10 protein-coding genes are annotated in these 18,595 nt (G+C 73.0%); 2 read left to right on the top strand and 8 right to left on the bottom strand.

The window, feature by feature from the left end; genetic code table 11:
- Window position 1: 1 nt before the first annotated feature.
- From WMF39_RS14525 to WMF39_RS14505, 5 genes are read right to left on the bottom strand one after another with little or no spacing between them, the layout of a single operon-like run.
- Entirely contained in the window at window positions 2-2,365 is a 2,364-nt protein-coding gene (locus tag WMF39_RS14525) for a HEAT repeat domain-containing protein (protein WP_437746096.1), read from the bottom strand.
- A complete protein-coding gene (locus WMF39_RS14520) occupies window positions 2,362-4,911 on the bottom strand; it encodes a methyl-accepting chemotaxis protein (protein ID WP_437746095.1) in 2,550 nt (849 codons plus the stop codon). Before WMF39_RS14520 ends, WMF39_RS14525 begins: the two co-directional genes overlap by 4 nt.
- Complete coding sequence (locus WMF39_RS14515) at window positions 4,901-5,338, bottom strand: chemotaxis protein CheW (RefSeq protein WP_437746094.1); 438 nt, start codon at window positions 5,336-5,338, stop codon at window positions 4,901-4,903. The genes WMF39_RS14520 and WMF39_RS14515 overlap by 11 nt, the downstream gene beginning before the upstream one ends.
- A complete protein-coding gene (locus tag WMF39_RS14510) occupies window positions 5,335-7,473 on the bottom strand; it encodes a chemotaxis protein CheA (RefSeq protein ID WP_437746093.1) in 2,139 nt (712 codons plus the stop codon). Before WMF39_RS14510 ends, WMF39_RS14515 begins: the two co-directional genes overlap by 4 nt.
- 4 nt (window positions 7,474-7,477) lie before the next feature.
- Entirely contained in the window at window positions 7,478-7,861 is a 384-nt protein-coding gene (locus tag WMF39_RS14505) for a response regulator transcription factor (protein WP_437746092.1), read from the bottom strand.
- Between the two features lie 571 nt (window positions 7,862-8,432).
- Between WMF39_RS14505 and WMF39_RS14500 the strand changes: the two genes are divergently transcribed.
- Entirely contained in the window at window positions 8,433-10,961 is a 2,529-nt protein-coding gene (locus tag WMF39_RS14500) for a hybrid sensor histidine kinase/response regulator (protein WP_437746091.1), read from the top strand.
- 69 nt (window positions 10,962-11,030) lie between these two features.
- On the opposite strand, the gene WMF39_RS14495 is transcribed toward WMF39_RS14500, so the two are convergent.
- Together WMF39_RS14495 and WMF39_RS14490 are read right to left on the bottom strand one after the other, a co-directional pair.
- Window positions 11,031-11,411, bottom strand: a complete 381-nt coding sequence (locus WMF39_RS14495; protein WP_437299693.1) for a response regulator — start codon at window positions 11,409-11,411, stop codon at window positions 11,031-11,033.
- An 85-nt stretch (window positions 11,412-11,496) separates the two neighbouring features.
- On the bottom strand, window positions 11,497-14,571 hold the full coding sequence (locus WMF39_RS14490) for an ATP-binding protein (protein ID WP_437746090.1): 3,075 nt from the start codon (window positions 14,569-14,571) through the stop codon (window positions 11,497-11,499).
- A 413-nt stretch (window positions 14,572-14,984) separates the two neighbouring features.
- Here WMF39_RS14490 and WMF39_RS14485 point away from each other — a divergent pair, with 413 nt between their 5' ends.
- Complete coding sequence (locus tag WMF39_RS14485) at window positions 14,985-16,925, top strand: ABC transporter ATP-binding protein (RefSeq protein ID WP_437746089.1); 1,941 nt, start codon at window positions 14,985-14,987, stop codon at window positions 16,923-16,925.
- Between the two features lie 132 nt (window positions 16,926-17,057).
- Here WMF39_RS14485 and WMF39_RS14480 read toward each other — a convergent pair whose 3' ends face one another.
- Window positions 17,058-18,083, bottom strand: a complete 1,026-nt coding sequence (locus tag WMF39_RS14480; protein WP_437746088.1) for a phosphatase PAP2 family protein — start codon at window positions 18,081-18,083, stop codon at window positions 17,058-17,060.
- Window positions 18,084-18,595: the final 512 nt, after the last annotated feature.

Genomic DNA, 18,595 nt, shown 5'->3' with positions numbered 1-18,595 from the left:
ATCAGGCCCACTGCGCGAGGACGGACGCGGACACGCGCCGCACCTCGGGATCTGGATCGGTCCGCGCGGCGCGCTCGACCGCCGCGAAGCCCTCGCGGGTGGCCACCGCGGCGAGCGTCGTGGCGGCCGCCTTCCGCGCCGGCGCGCGCGGCAGCCGGAGCGCCTCGAGGAGCGCGGCGTGCGCCCCGGGGAGCCGCATCCGCGCGAGCGCCGCGGTCAGGAGCGGCGAGAGCTCGTCGTCCGCCGTCCCCAGCGCGTCGAGGATGCCCTCGATGCGGCCCGGTACGGGCGTCGAGAGCGCGGCGAGCAGAGGGCCCTGCGCCCGCGACGTGACGAGCAGCGCGACCAGGGTCCTCGTCGCCTCGGCGCCGGGCCGCCCCGCGATGAAGCTGGTCGCTGCCGCCCGCACGCTCTCGTCGGGGTCGCCCGCCGCACGCACGAGCGCGGGCAGGACCTCGGGCGACGAGAAGCCGGAGATGGCCGAGACCGCGACCAGCCGGGTCGCCACGTCCGGGGACGAGAGCGCGTCGAGCAACGTCGGCAGCGACGCCTCCCGCCCGGCGATGCCGAGCCCGATCAGCGCCGACCGCCGCATGTCCGTGTCGCCGTCCCGGGCCGCCTGCTCCAGCGCCGCGAGCGCGAGATCACCCTTGATCCCCGACAGCGCCTCGATCGCCGCCACGCGCACCTGGCCGCTCTCGTCCCGGAGCCGCTCGGCGATGACCCCTGCCGCCGCCTCCCACCCGAGCTTCCCCAGCGACTGGCAGGCGTAGTACCGGACCCACGCGTCGCCGTCGCGGAGCCCCGCGAGGAGCGCGCCGATCACGCGAGGGTCCCGGCGCGACTGCCCGAGCGCCCGCATCGCCACGGCCCGGATCCGCGCCGTGGGATCGGCCGCGACCGCGACGAGCGCGTCGAGCGCCGCCGGCGCCGCGAGGGACGCGAGGCCATGGATCGCCTGCTCGCGCGCCCGCACGTCGGGGTCGCAGAGGCCGTCGAGGAAGACCGGCAGCGCCGACGCAGGCGCGAGGTGCCCGAGGATCCGCAGGGCCGTCCGCCGCGCGGCCGGGGCCCCGTCGCGGGCCGCGGCGAGCGCGAGCCCCTCGACGTCCGGACCGCCGAGGCCCTGGATCGCGGTCATCGCGGCGTGGACCACGCGGGGGCTCGGGTCGTCGAGGACCTGGAACAGCGCGCGCGCCGAGCCGGGCTCCGCGATGCGCGCGAGCGCGTCGCACGCCGCCGCGCGGACCTCCGCGTCCGGATCGGCGAGGCAGCGCTCCACGTCGCCCGCGGCCGCGACGCCCCGGACGAGCGGCAGGAGCAGGAGCCTGCGCGTGCTGTCGCCGTCGCGCAGCGCCGCGAGCACACGGGGGTCCGCGCTCCGCGAGAGCTGGCCGAGCGCCTCCGCGGCGGCGCCCGCGACGGGAGGATCGGCGTCGAGCAGGCGCGTCAGCTCGAGCAGGGCCTCGTCGCCCCCGATCGCGCCGAGCACGCTGCAGAGGGCGGCCTGCTCGGCCGGATCCGCGCCCGCGAGGCTCTGGGAGAGCCGCCGCGCCACGCCGGGCGCCGGCGCCTCGCTCCGGAGCGCCTCGTCGATCGGCGCGACCGTCCCGTAGCGCTCGCGGTACCGCTCGCGCAGCTCGGCGAGCGCCGCCGCGGCGACACGCACGACGCCGTCGCTGGGCCGCCCGAGGAGGCGCACCAGCGGCGCCACGGCGCCGCGGCTGCCGGTGCGGCCGAGCGCCCGCGCCGCCTCGAGCAGGTAGCGCGGATCCTCGAGGAGGACCGCCAGCGGGCCGGTCGCGCGCGGGTCGCCGCTCCGGCCCAGCACGTCGATCGCCGGGAACACACGGAAGAAATTTCCGCTCGAGACGGCATCCACGAGCGAGTCGACCGCGGACCTGCCGCCGACCCGGCCGAGCGCCTCGATCGCGGCGACCGCGACGTTGTCGTCGGGGTGCGATGTGAGCTCCGCGAGCCGGGAGACGGCCTTCGCGCTGCCGCGGCGGCCGAGGATCTGCGCCGCGTCGGCGACGAGCGCGGGGCGAGGATCCAGGGTCAGCGCGAGCACGGCGGCGTCGACGTCGCCCAGCGACGCGACGAGCGCGTCGACCGCGGCGGCGATGCGCGCCTCGCTGTCGCGCCGGGTGGAGAGGCACGCGCAGAGCGGGTGGACCGCCGCATCGCCGAGCGCGGCGAGCGACGCGACGACGGCCCGCCGCACGGTCCAGCTCGGATCCGCGAGCATCTCGATGAGCTCAGGCACCCCCGGGGGCCCCGAGGCGGCGAGCCGCTCGACCCGCTCGACGCGCAGCCGCTCCGCGTCCGAGATGGCGAGCGCGGGCGCGGGTCGACGAGCGATCATGCTGTCTCCGGCGGCGTGGGGTGCGGCGTCCCGTTCGCCTTGATGTGGGCGACGGCGTGGGCGACCGTGGCGACGACGCCCGCGACCGCGTCCGCGTGCTCCGCGCTCGCCTGCCGGATCCTGCCGAGCTGCTCGAGCACCTGGCCAGCGTCGCTCGCGATCGCGCCGGTGTCCCTCGCGTGCCTGGCCGTGGAGGCGAGTAGCTCCCGGACCGGGTCGCGCAGCCGCGAGAGCGAGGCGGCGTGCTGCTCGCTCCGGGTCGAGAGCTCGCCGATCCCCTTCTCGGCGGCCTGGAGCGACGACGTGTGCCGGTTCGCGCCCGACGCGAGGGCCATGCTCGCCTCCGCCTGATCGGCCACGGCCCGGGCCGCCTGCCTGGCGATCCGGCGCACGGACTCCCCCTCTTTCGCGAGGGCCGCCGTCGCCTTGCCCTGGTCCGCCGTGGCGGCGGTCACCGCCGCCGCGAGCCGCGCGACCTGGCGGGCGGACGCCTCCAGCTGCTTCGCGGCCCGCGCCTGCTCGCCGATGCTACGCGCCGACTGGACCGATACCCGCCGGATGTCGTCCATCGCGCGCGCGATCTCGGTCGCGCCGCCCGCCTGCTCCGCGAGGCCGGCGACCATGCGCTGCGACGCGCCCGTGACGTCCTGCGTGAGCGCCGTGATCCCGGCCAGGGTGCGGGTCTGCTCGACCATGGCGGCGTTGGTCTGCTGGGTCAGCGCGCGCATCTGCGCGGCGACCTTGGCCAGCTGCAACGCCCCCGTCGCCTGCTCGTCCATCGCCCGCGACACGCGCTCGGCGGTGGACGTGAGCTGCGCGTTCGCCTTCACGGATTCCCGCAGCGCGCGCGCCTGCTCGGCGGTCGCGTCCTTCGTCTGCCGGGCCATGCGCCGCATCTCCGCGCTGCCCTGCGCGAGCGCCTGGATCGCCTTGGTCTGCTCGGCCGCGGAGCGCGCGACCGCCCTGCCCTCGTCGCTCATGCGCGACGCGGTCTGGGTCAGGGAGGCCACCGCCTGCACCTGCTCCGCGTTCGCCCGGTCGATGTCGCGGATCGAGCGGCCGAGCTCCTCGACCCCCTGCAGGATGGACGCGAGCGCCCGATCGGCGTCGCTCGCGAGCCGGGTCCCCTCGTCCGCGACCTTCACGCCCTCGCTCGAGGCGGCCACCGCCTCCCGGGCGCTCGCCTGGAGCGCGCGGACGATCTTGGCGATCTCGGCGCTCGAGACGGCGGCCCGATCGGCGAGGTTGCGGATCTCCTCGGCGACGACGGCGAAGCCGCGGCCGTGCTCCCCCGCGCGCGCGGCCTCGATGCTGGCGTTGAGCGAGAGGAGGTTCGTGCGGTCGGCGATCAGGTTGATCGTCTGGACGATGTCGCCGATCTCCTCCGCCCGCTTGCCCATCTCCTTCATGACCGACGCGGAGTCGGCCATCGCCTGCCGGATGCTCCCGAGCCCGGCGATGGACCGGCCGACCGTCGCGGCGCCCTGGCGCGCGGTCGCGACCCCCTGCTCGGCGGTCGTGCGCGCGGTCTCGACGATGGCGACGATCCGCCGCGTCGAGGCCTCGACCTGCGACGACGTGGCGGCGTTGCCGGCCGCGAGCCCGCTGATCTGCTCGGCGCTCTGCGCGACCTGCTGCGCGGCCCGCGCGAGCTGCTCGGCGGCGACCGCGTTTGCCTCGATGGTCGCCGCGTTCTTCTCGGCGGTGGCCGCGACCTCCTCGACCGAGCTCGCGATCTCCGTGATCGTGCTCGCGGTCGTCGACGCGCTCGCGTCGAGCGCCTTCGCGCTCTCGGCCACCCCGCGGATCGACCGCGCCATCTGCTCGGCGGTCGCCGCGGTCTCCTCGACCGCGCTCGCCATCTCGGTCGCGTCCTTCGCGACGCGATCGAGGGAGCCGCTCACGCCCACGACGGCCCCGGCCATGCTCGAGATCTGCGCCCCGACCCCCTTGGCGTCGGCCGAGAGGCGCGCGACGCCCTTCGACATCTCCTCGATGGTGGCCCCGATCTGCTCGATGGCCGCGGCGCTGCTCTCGCCGCGGACCGCCGCCTCGTCGGCCGATCCGCTCGTCACGGAGACCGCGCTGAGGAGCTCCTCGCTGGAGGACGCGAGCTCCTCGGCGCTGGCGCTCACCGCCTTCACCGAGCGGGCGATCTCCTCGAGCGCGACCGCGGTCGTGTCCGCCGAGGCGGCGAGCGCGTCGGCGTCGCCCTTCACGCTGGCGAGCGCGGGGGCGAGCGCGCCGATGCCGCCCGCCATTCCCTCGGTCCCCCTCACGACCTCGATGACGGCGTCGCCCACCCGCTGCCCGGAGCGGGCGAGCGCCTGCGCGGCCGCCCCAGCCTCCTCGATCTCGCCCGCGAGCGCCCCCGCCATGGCTCCCTGCTCCCTGCCGGAGGCGGCCCGCTCGGCGCCGAGGGCGGCGAGCCGCGCGGCCGCCTGCTCGACGCCGGCGACGGTCGCGACCGCCTGACGGAGCGCGCGCTCGGTCTGCTCCGCCCGCGCGAGCGCGCCGTCGATGTCCGCGATTGCATCAGATGCCATGATCCTGCTCCTCACCGATGATCCTGCCGACGTCGACGAGCATGACGAGGCGCTCCCCGAGCTTCGCGACGGCCCTGACGAACCCGGCGCTCTCCTCCGCCATGACCTCGGGGGGCGGCCTCAGCTCGCCCTCGGCGATGTTGACGACCTCGCGCGCGCTGTCCACCAGGAGGCCCACGGTGCGGCCGCCGCGCTGGACGACGATGACGCGCGAGTCCAGCGTCGGCTCCGCGCTCGGGAGCCCGAAGCGGACGCGCAGATCCACGACAGGGACCACGCGACCCCGGATCTGCACCAGGCCGCCGACGTACGATCGCGCCCCCGGCACCCGGGTCGCCCCGGCGAACGACTCCATGTGGAGCACGTCCGCCGCCGAGATGATGTACTCGGTGTCCGCCACCTTCAGGACCACGTGCAGATCGCTCACGAGGCCCCCCGGACGAGCGCGCCGCGGCCGCCGCGGCCAGCGGAGAGCCTGCCGCTGAGGGTGACGAGGTCGAGGACGAGCGTGGGGCGCCCGTCGCCGAGATCCGTCGAGCCAGACACGCCCGGCACCCGGACGAGCGGGTCCTCGAGCGGCCGCACGACCACCTCCTGCTGGCCGATCACGCGGGTCACGCCGAACGCGAAGGGCGCGCCGTGGCGACGGACGACGAGCGCCCTGCGCGCCGGCGAGGCCCCGAGCTCGAAGAGGGCGCCGAGGTCGACCAGGGGCACGACCTCGCCGCGGCGCTCGATCAACAGGGTCCCGCCGCGCGCTTCGCCCACGGCTGGCAGCATCGTCCCGCCCCGCGCTTCGCCAGGCGCTGGCACCATCGTCCCGCCCCGTGCTTCGCCCAGGGCTGGCAACATCGTCCCGCCCCGCGCTTGGCCAGGCGCTGGGCCGCGGAGGATGCGCGCGGCGTCGATCTCCATGACCTCCTCGACGCTCGCGACGGGCGTCACGAACAGCTGGTCACCGCACAGGAAGGAGAAGGCGTCCACGATGGTCAACGTGAGCGGGATCCGGAGGGTGAAGGTGGTGCCGGCGCCGGGCGACGTGCTCACCGAGAGCTCGCCGCTGAGCTGCTCCACCGCGATGCGGCGCACGATGTCCATCCCGAGCCCGCGGCCGCTGGTCTTCGTCGCCTGATCGAGCGTCGACAGCCCGGGGAGCGTGATGAGGTCGAGCAGCGCCGCGTCGCTCTCGGGCGCGGGGCGGCCGGCCCGCCTCGCGACCAGCGCGCGATCGATGCCGCGGCCGTCGTCGGCGACGCTGAGCTCGAGCTGATTGCTGGAGCGCTCGAAGCAGGAGACCCGGACGACGCCCTCCTCGGGCTTGCCGAGGCGCCGCCGCTCGGCGGGCGGCTCGACCGCGTGATCGACGGCGTTGCGGAGCAGGTGCACGATCGCGGGGAAGACGCGCTCCGCGACCGCCTTGTCGAGCTCGGCCTTGCCGGCGTCGATCTCGAGCCGGACCTGCTTGCCGGTCGCGCGTCCGAGGCCGCGGACGACGAGCGGCACGCGCTCGAGGAGCTCCGCCACGGAGATCATGCGCGCGCGCATGATGGCGCCGCGGAGGTCGCGCAACGTCCGGTCGTGCTCGCGCAGGATCTCCGACAGATCGCGGGTGTCGACCCCCCGGGCGCGCAGCTCGGCGGCCGCCCGAGCGAGCCGGAACCGCGTCACGACCAGCGCCGAGAGCTTGTCGAGCGCGTCGTCGAGGCGCGCCACCTCGACGCGGACGACGCCTCGGAGCTGGGGCTCCCGGTCCGCCGGCTCGTCCGGCTCGCGCTCCGCCAGCGCCGCGACGGCCGGCGGGACGGGGGGCTCCACGGTGAGCGCGCGGACGCCATCCGCCGCCGCCGCGCGCGCGACCTCCTCGTCGGGCGCGCTCGTGAGGACGAGGAGCGCGAAGACGATGCCGCCCGGCGCCCCATCGCCGGCCGGCACCGAGAGCGGGACGACCTTGACGATCTCGGCGAGCTTGCCGACGCGCTCGCGGACGGTCGTGATGTTCACCCCCTCGGCGGTGCGCGCCGGCGAGGGGACGAAGTCGACCCGCAGCGCGCGCCGCCCGCCGGCCACGCCCTGCGCGAGCTGCACCCGCTCGCCAGGCCCGAGCTTCGCGAGGATCTCGGGATCGGCGCCGATGGTCGGCACGGGCGGCGACGGCGCGGCGGCGAGATCGAGCGCGGTGAGCGCGGCGAGGAGCTCGGGCGCCGCCGGCAGCACCGGCTTGCCCTCGGCGAGGGCCCGCGCCCGCTCCTCGATGGACCGGAGCCCGCGGAGCAGGACCTCGATCGACGAGGCGGAGAGGCTCCCGGCCGCCCGGTCCGCCGCCCGGAGCACGGTCTCCATCGCGTGGGCGAGATCCACGATCGGCTCCACGCCGACCATGGCGGAGAGGCCCTTGATGGTGTGAAGGGCGCGGAAGAGCTCCCGGATCGCCCTGGGGCTCGACTCGCCGGCGCGGAGGGCCGCCTCGACGGCGAGGAGGTTGGCCATCGACGCGGAGAGGTGCTCTTCCACCTCGACGAGGTAGCCGGCCACGAACTCGTTCACATCGAGCGCGCCGCCCATCCGGTCATCCGGCGCTGGCGCCGTTGTCCTGCAGGAGCGCGCGCACGCTGGCCAGGATGGCGTCGGGAGTGAAGGGCTTCGTCATGAACTCGGACGCCCCCGCGGCGAGCGTGCGGACGCGGGACTCCTCATCACCCCGGGTCGTCACCACCAGGATCGGCAGGCTCCGCAGCCTGTCTTGACCCCGGATGAACTCGATCACCTCGAGTCCCCCGATATCGGGCATATTCAGGTCGAGCACCACGAGATCGAACGGCCTGAGCGAGAGCGTCTCAATCGCCTCAAGCCCGCTCGCCGCGTGCGCGAACCCGTGCTGCTCTGCCCGGAGGCAGGCCACCACCATCTCACGCATCACCCGGCTGTCATCGACGACGAGGATCTCTGCCACAGCGGTGCTCGATCGAGGGAATAGCCTTTCCGAATCCTGGGTGTCAATCGCGCTTGTGCGTCCGTGGGAGAATCAGGGAACTCCCGTCAGACACGTCCCGAGCTGCGGATGCCACGCTCGGGTGAGCAGCGGGCAGCGGCCATGCGCTGCCCGCGCGTAGAGGACCCGGTGCGCCGGCGAACGTCGGCGGGCGCGAACGCCACGACAGACGTCGATGGAACCCGGCGAGCGTTGCGTGATGCGTGGCGCAATGACCAGAAGCAACCTGACGCAACCTGACGCAACCAGAGGCAACCAGAGGCAACCAGAGGCGACCAGAGGCGACCAGAGGCGACCAGAGGCGACCAGAGGCGACCAGAGGCAACCGACGCAGGCAGGCAGAAGAGGGCGACAGGGCGCCTTTCATCGTATTAGGCTTGCATCGTCGCGGGCTCTCCCTCAGATGAGACTGGGCGGTAAAGATGCTTGCGGAACCAACGCGTCTCCGCGTCCCGTCCCGTCCCGAGAGGCGCCGCCCTGTGGCGATATGCCTCACGGCCCCTGCTGCTCCTGGAGAACCATGAATCGGCCAATGACGATGGACTTCGTGCTCGCCGACGCCGCGCGCGATGCGAACGGCCCGCCCCGGCGCCCGGCGCCGGCCGCGGGGCGAGGCGTCCGGGAGGGGGGCATGGAGCCGCCGCCGAGCGAGCACGCGCAGCGCGGGGTGGTGTGGATCCTCGACGATTCGTTGCTGGAGGCCGAGATGGCCGCGCGCGCCCTCGCGCGAGGGTACGAGGTCCAGATCTTCACGGACGCTGCCGCGATGCTCGAGCGCGTGGCGGGGGGCGATCTGCCGGATGTCCTCGTGCTCGACCAGGTGATGCCGAGCATGTCCGGCACCGAGATCTGTGGCCTCTTGCGGTCGCGCGCGGCCACGGTCGGGCTCCCGATCCTCATCCTGACCGTGGCCGGGCAGGAGGAGGACCTCGTCGAGGGGCTCACCGCGGGCGCCGACGACTACGTGGTCAAGCCCTGCCCGGCGGCCGCGCTGTCGGCGCGCGTCGGCGCGCTCCTTCGCTCGAAGCGGCTCCGCGAGCGGGCCGAGCGGGCCGAGCGGATCGCGGCGGTGGAGCGCGATCTGCTGCGGGCGCTCATCGAGCAGAGCGGCGACGGCATCATGGCCGCGGACGCGCGCGGGGCGCTCCGCATCTGCAACGGCGAGGCCCAGCGGCAGCACGGGGTGTACGAGCGCGACGCGAGCGACGCGCTCGAGTCGCTCCGGGCCCGCGGGCTGCTCGCGCTGGACGGCCGGCCGCTGCGCCCCGACGAGGACCCGCTCCACCGCGCGCTCCGGGGCGAGAAGGTCGAGAACGCGCGCTGGCTCGTCACGCGCCCGGACGGCTCGATCCGCGCCCTCGCCGGGACGGCATCGCCGCTCAGGCACGCCGATGGCTCGCCCGCGGGCGCCGTGCTGATCACGCGCGACGAGACCGACGCCATCGAGGCGGAGCGGGCGCTCCGGGACAGCGAGGAGCGCTATCGCGTGATCATCAGCGCGCTCGAGGAGGGCATCACGCTCGAGGACGAGCGCGGCGTCATCCGCACCGCGAACGCGAGCGCCGAGCGGATCCTGGGCCTGCCCATGGCCCAGCTCGTCGGGTCCACGATGCTGGACCCGTCGTGCCGGCTCGTCCGCGAGGACGGCTCGCCGTTCCCTTTCGAGATGTATCCCTCGCAGATCGCGCTCCGGACCGGCGCGCCCCAGTCGGGCGTCCTCCTCGGGCTGGAGCGGCAGGGCGGCTCGGTCCTGTGGCTCTCGGTGAACGCGCAGCCGCTCCGCGGCGCGGACGGCTCGGTGGCCGGCGTCGTCTCCTCGTTCTTCGACATCACGGCGCGGAAGCGGGCGGAGGAGGAGCGGCAAGACCTGCTCGCCGCGGCGCAGTCCGCCCGGCGGGAGGCCGAGGCCGCGAGCCACCTGAAGGACGAGTTCCTGGCGACGATGAGCCACGAGCTCCGCACGCCGCTCACGGCGGTCCTCGGCTGGGTCCGGATGCTGCGCACCGGCAAGCTCCCCGAGCAGCGCCGCGACAAGGCGCTGGAGACGGTGGAGCGCAACGCCCAGGCGCAGGCGCAGCTCATCGACGATCTGCTCGACATCTCGCGCATCATGGCCGGCAAGCTCCGGCTGGACGTCCATCCGATCGAGCTCGTGCCCGTGATCGACGCCGCCATCGAGGTCGTGCGGCCTGCCGCCGACGCCAAGGGGGTGCGGCTCCTGTCGCTCCTCGAGCCCGGCGTGGGGGCCGTCGCGGGCGACGCGGGCCGGCTGCAGCAGGTCGTCTGGAACCTGCTCAACAACGCGGTGAAGTTCACGCCGCGGGGCGGCGTGGTGCGTATCCAGCTCGATCGCGCCGACGGGTCCGCCGAGATCACCGTGTCCGACACCGGCCAGGGCATCGAGCCCGCGTTCTTGCCTTACGTGTTCGAGCAGTTCCGGCAGGCCGAGAGCGGCACGACCCGCAGGCACGGCGGCCTGGGCCTCGGGCTCACGATCGTGAAGAGCCTCGTGGAGATGCACGGCGGCACGGCCCACGCGCTGAGCGACGGGGAGGGTCGGGGCGCCACGTTCGTCGTCCAGCTGCCGCTCGCGGCGCCGCCGAGCCACGACCGGGGGCGCCGGCTGGCGCCGCTGCCGTCCGCCTCCGCCGGGAGCGACCGCCCGCCGGAGCTCGCGGCGCTGAACGTGCTCGTGGTCGAGGACGAGGACGACACGCGCGAGCTCCTCGTCACGATGCTCGAGCAGTGCGGCGCGCGCGTGACGGCCGTGTCGTCCGCGGCCGAGGCGCTGCTCGCCGTGAAGGCGCTGCAGCCCGACGTGCTCGTGTCCGACGTCGCGATGCCCGGCGAGGACGGCTACGTGCTGATCCGCAAGATCCGCGCGCTCCCGGCGGCGAGCGGGGGGCGGACCCCGGCGATCGCGCTCACCGCCTATGCGCGCACCGAGGATCGCATGCGCGCCTTGCGAGCAGGGTTCAACACCCATGTCCCGAAGCCCATCGAGCCGGCGGAGCTGCTCGCGGTGCTCACGACCATGTGCGGCTCGAGGGCGGGCTCCTAGGTCGCCTGCGGCGCGTCATCGCGCCATCGCGCCGCTCGCACGATCGGCTCGGCGCGGCGCGCTGCCGGCTCACCCCCTCCGGCAGCTCCGCTCGATGGTGTCCATCAGCTTCAGCACGTCGAACGGCTTGCTGAGGATCGCGTCCGCGTCGATGCCGGCGCGCTCCGTCGCGCCGCGCGCGGTCATCACCACGGTGGGCGTAGCGGCGAGCGTCGGGTCGCGCTTCTGCTCGGCGCGAAACTGGAACCCATCCATGACCGGCATCATCAGGTCGAGCAGGACGAGCGCGATGGACGAGGGGTCGTCGCGCAGGCATGCGAGGGCCTCGCGCCCGTTCGCGGCGCAGGCGACCGCATACCCCTCCTCTTCCAGGAGCTCGCTCAACGTCCGGCGGATCGCGGCGTCGTCATCGACGATCAGGATGCGCTTGCTGGGACGGCTCATCGTCATGCGCACTCGCTCCCTCCGCAGGGTGACAGCGACCAGAGCGCCACGACCTCGGGCCAGCCCGCGGGGCCCCCTCGCGCCGGGCGCCTCAGGCGCCCTCGAATCCCGGCAGACCCTGCCGGCCCGAGGCCCGAGGGCCGGCGAGCGGCAGGGTCACCTTGAAGGTCGAGCCCTCTCCCAGGACAGAGCTCACCTCGATCGAACCATCCAGCGCTTCGACCACCTGCATCGTGATGTAGAGCCCCATGCCCAGACCGCCATAGTGCCGCGCCGACACGGCGCGCTCGAACCGCCCGAAGATCCGGCCGATGTGCTCCTGCGCGATCCCGATGCCGTGGTCCGCGATCGTCAACGTGGCCATCGAGCCCACCGAGGCGACGGTGATCTCTATCGGGTTTCCCTGACCATACTTGAGCGCGTTCGAGACGAGGTTTTCGACGACCTGCTCGAGCCGCACCCGATCCCAGCTCCCTGCGGCGTCGTCCGCCGCGCTCACGGTGACCCGCGAGCCCGCCTCCGCGATCTCGCCGCCCTCCTGGAAGCGAGACACCACCTGCCGGACGATGTCCGACAGCCGGACTTGCTCGAGCTCCAGGGCGAGGCGCCCCGCGGAAATGCGGGAGATGTCGAGGAGGTTCTCGACGAGCCGCCTCAGCCGCTCGCTCTGCCGGCGAACGAGCCCGAGCCGGTCCATGAGCCAGGGGAGGCGCTCCCTGTCGGGGCACAGCTCGGGCGCGCGGCGCATCAGGGTCTGGATCTGCAGCGCGAGCGGGGTGAGCGGCGTCTTCAGCTCGTGGGAGGCGATCGAGAGGAACTCGTCCCGCAGCGCGATCGCGCTCTGCGCGTCCCTGTACAGGCGCGCGTTGTCCACCGCGAGCGCGCAGCGGCGCCCGAGCTCCTCCGCTGCCGCGAGGTCCGCCCGGCTGTACCGGCGCTCGGATCGCACGACGATGAAGGTCAGCGTCCCGAAGAGCCGCCCGCGCCGCGCCAGCGGGACGCACATGAACGAGTGCCCCCCGATGGCCCGGATCACCCGGAGGTGCTCGTCGTTCTGCGCGATGGCGCACATCTGCTCGTCCGTGAAGTGCTCGACGAGCACCGACCTCTGCTCGAGGAGCACCTTGGTCGGCGGGTGCTCCGGGTTGCCGTCGAGCTTGGGCGCGAAGCGCTTCGCCTCCTCGGCCACGGCGGCGAGCGAAGGGTCCGAGTGCGCCACGCCCACCCGCCGGAAGGTGCCGTCCTCCTCGTCTTGCAGGTCGACGATGCAGAAGTCGGCGAGGACGGGCACCGCGAGCTGCGCCACCCGCGCGAGCGTCGTGGAATAGTCGAGAGACTCGGCCAGCACCACGCTCGCCGCGTCGAGGAAGCGGGGCAGCTCCTGCGCGCGCTCCCGCTCCGCGGCCTCGACGGCGCGCCGGCGCATCCGCGCCATCTCGATCTGCGTCCGGACGCGGGCGAGGAGCTCGCGCGGCGAGAACGGCTTCACCAGGTAATCGTCCGCCCCCGTGTCGAGGCCCTCGACGACGGCGTCCTCCCCCGCCCGGGCGGACACGAGCACCACAGGGACGCTGCTCGTCCTCGGGTCCGCGCGGAGCTCCCGGAGGAGCGCGACGCCGTCGAGCTCGGGCATCATCACGTCGCTCACCACGAGGTCGGGCGGGCGCGCGAGCGCGGCCTCGAGGGCCGCCCGCCCGTCCGAGGCCGCCTCCACGCTCCACCTCGGCGTGAGCAGGTGGACGAGGTACTCGCGCATGTCCGCGTTGTCGTCGGCGACGAGGATCCGGCCCTCTCCGCCGCTCGGGGCGACCTGCACGGGCGCGGCGTCGGCGCGCGGCTCCGGGCCCGCTGGCGTCGCTCCTTCGGGCCCGGGTGAGGACCACTGGGACGCCTCGACCACGTGGAGGCTCGCGCTCGCCGCCGAGGGCGCCGGCTCCCCGGCGGCGACCACGCGCTCCGGCGAAAGGTGCGCGCGGCCCCTCGGAATCGCCACGGTGAACGCGCTCCCCTGCCCCACCGCGCTCGAGGCGCGCAGCGAGCCCCCGTGCGCCTTGATGAGCTCCTGGACGAGGGAGAGCCCGATCCCGGTGCCCTCGATGCTCCGGCTGCGCGCGCCGTGCACGCGGTGGAACCGCTCGAAGATGCGCGGGAGCTCCTCCGCCGGGATCCCGGTGCCGGTGTCGCGCACGGTCAGCTCGACGTGGTCCGGGTGAGCGCGCAGCGAGACCGCGATCTCCCCCTCGAACGTGAACTTGAAGGCGTTCGAGAGGAGGTTCATGACGACCTTCTCCCATTGCGCCGCGTCGACGTAGACGGGCTCGGGCAGCGGCGGGCAGTCCACGACGAGCGACAGGCCCGCGCCCTCGATCAGCGAGCGGAAGGAGCTCGCGAGCTCCGCCGTGAGCCGCGCGAGATCGGTGGGCGCGAACGACGTCTGGAGGCGCCCCGCCTCGATGCGGGAGAAATCGAGCAGCGTGTTCACGAGCCGGAGGAGCCGGAGCGTGCTCCGGCGGGCCGCTGCGAGGCCGTCGCCCGCGAGCGACCCCGCCGGGCTCGACAGCGCGTCCTCGACGCGCCCGAGGATGAGCGTGAGCGGGGTGCGGAACTCGTGGCTCACGTTGGCCACGAACTCCGTTTTGAGGCGGTCGAGCGTCGCGAGCTCGTCCCGGTGCTGCGCGACCTCGCGCTCGAGCCGCCGCTGCTCGGTGACGTCCCGCCCCTCGGCGATCATGAAGACGACCTTGCCCTGCCGATCCTTCACGGGGTTCAGGTTGAAATCGATCGTGATGCTCTTCTCACCTTCGTTCCCCCCGAGGACCTCCACGTCGTACCTGACGAACTCGCCGCGCGCCGCGCGCCGCACAGCGTCCTTCAGCCGCTCCTGGATCTCCGGCGAGCCCTGCCACCAGCGGCACTCCCAGAAGGGCACGCCGTGCACCTCCCGCCGCTCCACGCCGGCGCCGCGGGTCGAGGTGTGGTTCGACTCCCAGCTCGTACCGTGGGCGTCGAGAAGGCCGAAGAACTGGAAAGAGCTGTTCATCGCGACCCGCGCCGCGAGGAGCCGCATCAGCCCCGACTCGCGGCCAGGGCTCGCGCGGGCGAGCTCCTGCTTCAGGAGCTCGGTGTCCCAGAGGAGATGTTCTTCGGAGTCGTCCACAGGTCGCACGATCGCGAGGTCTTCCAGGCATTCGATGAAGTCGCGCCCTTCTGCGCGTTCCTCGCTCGACCGCTGTTTCATCCCTTCTCGCATCACGCCCGCGGCTGCTCGAGGCAGAGAACAGCTCATCCTGAAGCGCTTAGTGGAGATCGCCGACCACGCAAGGGCCGAGCGGCAACCCCCCTTGAACTTCCACGGGGGGCCCGCGCGTGGATCCGGATCGTTCGAGCGCGCGACCACCCCTGCGTGCGCCGCAGCAGCCGATCACCACCGGCTGCTGCTGAGGCAGCAGCCCCCTCGCACCGCTCCTCCACGGTCACGGCCAAGGCAGAGCTGGCCCGGTTAGTGCACTTGGCATTGGAGGGCGGAGCGCGCAATGACCGTCAGCTCATGAGGGCGCGCAGGGCGCCCAGGAAATCTCGGTGGAACCCAAGACCTCTCTGCAGCGCGCCCCCGGCGCTCCGGTGCTCCCAAACACGCCCTTCCGGTTCATCATTCACTTCGTCGGTCGTTACCGCGCCTGGTATCTGGCGATGTTCGTGTTCGAGTCCGCCCACGCCTCGTGCGGGATCATGATCCCGTACGCCATCGGGCAGGTCATCCAGGGGGTGACGCAGGCGTCGGGCGCTGGCCGCGCCGCGCTGAGCGGACAGCTGCGCGACGCGCTGGCGCTGTTCGTCGCGCTCATCGCCGGCGAGTTCCTGTTCAGCCGGATCGCCGGCCTCTGCCAGATCCTCGTCGGGCCGTGGCAGCGCCAGAACGTGACCCGCAATCTGTACGCGTACCTCCAGCACCACTCCCATCGTTACTTCAGCAACAACTTCGCCGGGGCGCTCGCCCACCGGATCAGCGAGACGTCGATGGGGGTCTCGCAGACCCTGTGGGCCATCCTCTTCGACTTCTGGCCCATCGCCATCGTCTTCTCGGTCTCGATCGGGCTGCTCTACCGCGCTCACCCGGCGCTCGCCGCGGTCGTCTCGGCCTGGGCGGCGCTGTTCGTCGGCATCTCCTACTGGCTCGCGACCCGGTGTCAGCCCCACGCGGTGCGCGCCGCGTCCGCGCGGAGCGAGACCACGGGCAAGCTCGTCGACTCGGTCACGAACCTCACGAGCGCGCGACTCTTCGCCCGGTTCGGCTTCGAGCGCGAGTACCTGGACGAGCAGCTCAAACACGAGCTCCGCGCGGTGCGCAGATCGAACTGGTACTCCGAGCGCGTGCGCTGGTTCCAGTTCGCGTCCGCCGCGCTGCTCAAGGTGGCGACGCTCTACCAGTCGCTCAGGCTCTGGGAGCGCGGCGACATCGGCGTCGCCGAGTTCGTCATGGCGACGAGCCTGTCGCTCCTCATCATCAACGAGGCGCGCAACCTCAGCCGCCGCTTCCTCGAGTTCTTCGAGTTCGTCGGCAACGTCGCGAACGGGGTGAACACCATCGTCCGCTCCCACGAGCTCGTCGACCGCCCCGAGGCCGTCGCCCCGACGCTCGAGCGCGGCCGGATCGAGCTCCGGAACGTGACCTTCGGGTACACGCCCGATCAGCCGATCTTCGAGCGCCTCGACGTGACGATCCCGCGCGGCCAGCGCGTCGGGCTCGTCGGCTTCTCCGGCTCCGGCAAATCCACCTTCGTCAGCCTCATCCTGCGTCTCTACGACATCGACTCCGGTCACATCTTGATCGACGGCGTGGACATCCGAGACATGACGCAGGACGCGCTCCACGCGCAGCTCAGCCTGATCCCGCAGGACCCGAGCCTCTTCCACCGGACGCTCCTCGAGAACATCCGCTATGGCCGGCTGAACGCGACCGACGCAGAGGTGGTCGAGGCCGCGCGGAAGGCGCACGCGCACGATTTCATCGTGCAGATGAAGGACCAGTATCACTCCATGGTCGGCGAGCGCGGCGTCAAGCTCTCGGGCGGCCAGCGGCAGCGCATCGCCATCGCGCGGGTCATCCTGAAGGACGCGCCGATCCTCCTCCTCGACGAGGCGACATCGAGCCTCGACTCGATCACCGAGCAGGCCATCCAGGACACGCTGGACGACGTCATGAAGGGGAAGACGGTGCTCGTCGTCGCCCATCGCCTCTCGACGGTGGTCCACCTCGACCGCATCCTGGTGTTCGAGAACGGCCGGATCATCGAGGACGGCACGCACGCCGAGCTGCTCGCGCGAAACGGGGCCTACAAGCGGCTCTGGAGCAAACAGTCGGACGGATTTCTGCCGGAGAGCGCCGCCGAGGAGCCTCCGGCGATCGAGTCGCCACCGGTGCGCGTCCACGAAGCACCGCGGCTCCAGCCGGCGGCTGACCGCGCCGACGAGCTCCCGCGGGGTGCTCCGCTGAAAGCGTGGGAGGCACCGCTCGCCTGAGCGGCCGCCAGATCGAGCAGGCCGCGGGCACTCGTGCTCACCGAGCTCAGGCCGAGGCCGGCTCCTTGAGACCAGCTTCCCCCGACGCGAAGGCGCTCGGGACTGGAGCGCGCCAGCGCCGGAGAGGCGCGCTTACCGGAAGCTCCACGGCTGCGGCTGACCCATGCGGGCGCGGAGGCCCTCCTCCCAGCGGACGAGCCGCGGCGTGAGCCACGCCGTGCCCACGGCCAGGACCGCGCCGGCGACGACGTCGACCGCGTAGTGCCAGCGGAGGAGCATGGTGGAGACGATGATGTTCATGGAGAAGAACGCGGCCACCACGGCGAGCCAGAAGAGGCGCCGGTCGGTGCGGGCGCGGTGGAACGTGTACAGGGCGAACCAGAGCGGCGCGGCCGTGTGCAGGGAGGGAAAGACGTCCTTCATCGCGCCGCCGGCCTGCACGACGCTGCTCACGCAGCCCCAGAAGAAGCCGCCGTCCAGCGGCCCCTGATAGAGGTGGCTCAGCGCCTGGATGGGGCCGTACGCAGGGACCGCCATGTAACCGAGCTGGCCAACACAGTAGACGATCGTGGAGCCGACCGCGTACTCCGTCGTCCCCCGGCCTGGGCGGGCGACCCATACCGCCAGCACCATCGAGAGGAAACAGATCAAGAAGTAGCTGAAATAGAAGAAGGAGAACCACTCCACGATCGGGCGCGTGTTGAAGCGCTCCATCCAGAGCGCTGGCTCGACGCGGAAGAGGAGGAGATCGAGGTGGAGGAGCTCTGCGTCGACGCTGTCGCTCCGGACCGTCGGCAAGAGGGTCCGGAGCGACAGGTAGTTGAGGAGGAAGGCGCCGACGAGCGAGAGTCGGTAAAGGACGCTCCGCAGCGAGGGCGCCAGGAACGTGGCGCGGCGCACGAGCACGCAGACGGACACCAGGGCGGCGATGCCCGCCAGATTGCGGTTCATGCACTGCGCTCGCAGCTCCGTCGGCGGCGCGCCAAGCAGGAAGATCGTCGTCAAGGCGAGATAGCCGATGAGGATCGCGTCGTGGAGAGCGAACACGCCGACCAGGCCGCGCAGAGCGTCCTTCAACAGCGCGCCTTCGGGCTCGACGTCGACCAGCCCGCCGGAGCCGGCGACCTCATCGCAGTCCGTTGTGAGCCGCTCTTGCATTCGGGGACGTTCCAGGGATGGCATGGTGCGCATGGATTGATGACGCCGGGCCGCTCTGTATCACGTGTTCGCGCGTGGCGTCACCGTGACATCGGTGACGCTCCAGCGACCGGGAGGCAACAGGCGGAGCAACTCGGGGGCCACACGGATGTCGAGTTTTTGACGGGCCGCTTCGCGCCGCTTGACAGCGGTAGGGGCCTCCACGCCCCCGGTATGGCGCTCGTGCGACAGCCCAACCGCCGCCTCGGCGGACCGCTCGCATGCGAACGCGGCGACGCAGCGGCGCAGGGCCTACGCGTCACCACGACGCTGTCGCGTCCCAGGTTGAGCTGCCGGGCTCCCGGACGCGCAGAATCTGCGCGACTGCGGCGCCCTGGATCTGCCGGATGGCTGCGCCCGACAACGCCGGTCGGGGGATCGGCGATGGCGATCGAGAACGCGCGCCGTCAAGCACGCTGGGCACCGGAGCTCATCCTCGCGGCGGCCCGGCGGCCGTGACGTCGGCGACGTCG

It is taken from the genome of Sorangium sp. So ce1504 (assembly GCF_051521635.1).
GTDB classification, from domain to species: Bacteria; Myxococcota_A; Polyangia; order Polyangiales; family Polyangiaceae; genus Sorangium; species Sorangium cellulosum_B.
The sequence above is the reverse complement of the archived record's forward strand: the minus strand, read 5'-3'. Positions and strand labels throughout refer to the sequence as shown.

What these genes read in the sequence shown, in the direction of transcription:
- WMF39_RS14525 (WP_437746096.1), bottom strand. Translation starts at nt 2,365, where the DNA reads ATGATCGCTCGTCGACCCGCGCCCGCGCTCGCCATCTCGGACGCGGAG.
- WMF39_RS14520 (WP_437746095.1), bottom strand. Translation starts at nt 4,911, where the DNA reads ATGGCATCTGATGCAATCGCGGACATCGACGGCGCGCTCGCGCGGGCG.
- WMF39_RS14510 (WP_437746093.1), bottom strand. Translation starts at nt 7,473, where the DNA reads ATGGGCGGCGCGCTCGATGTGAACGAGTTCGTGGCCGGCTACCTCGTC.
- WMF39_RS14500 (WP_437746091.1), top strand. Translation starts at nt 8,433, where the DNA reads ATGACGATGGACTTCGTGCTCGCCGACGCCGCGCGCGATGCGAACGGC.
- WMF39_RS14495 (WP_437299693.1), bottom strand. Translation starts at nt 11,411, where the DNA reads ATGACGATGAGCCGTCCCAGCAAGCGCATCCTGATCGTCGATGACGAC.
- WMF39_RS14480 (WP_437746088.1), bottom strand. Translation starts at nt 18,083, where the DNA reads ATGCAAGAGCGGCTCACAACGGACTGCGATGAGGTCGCCGGCTCCGGC.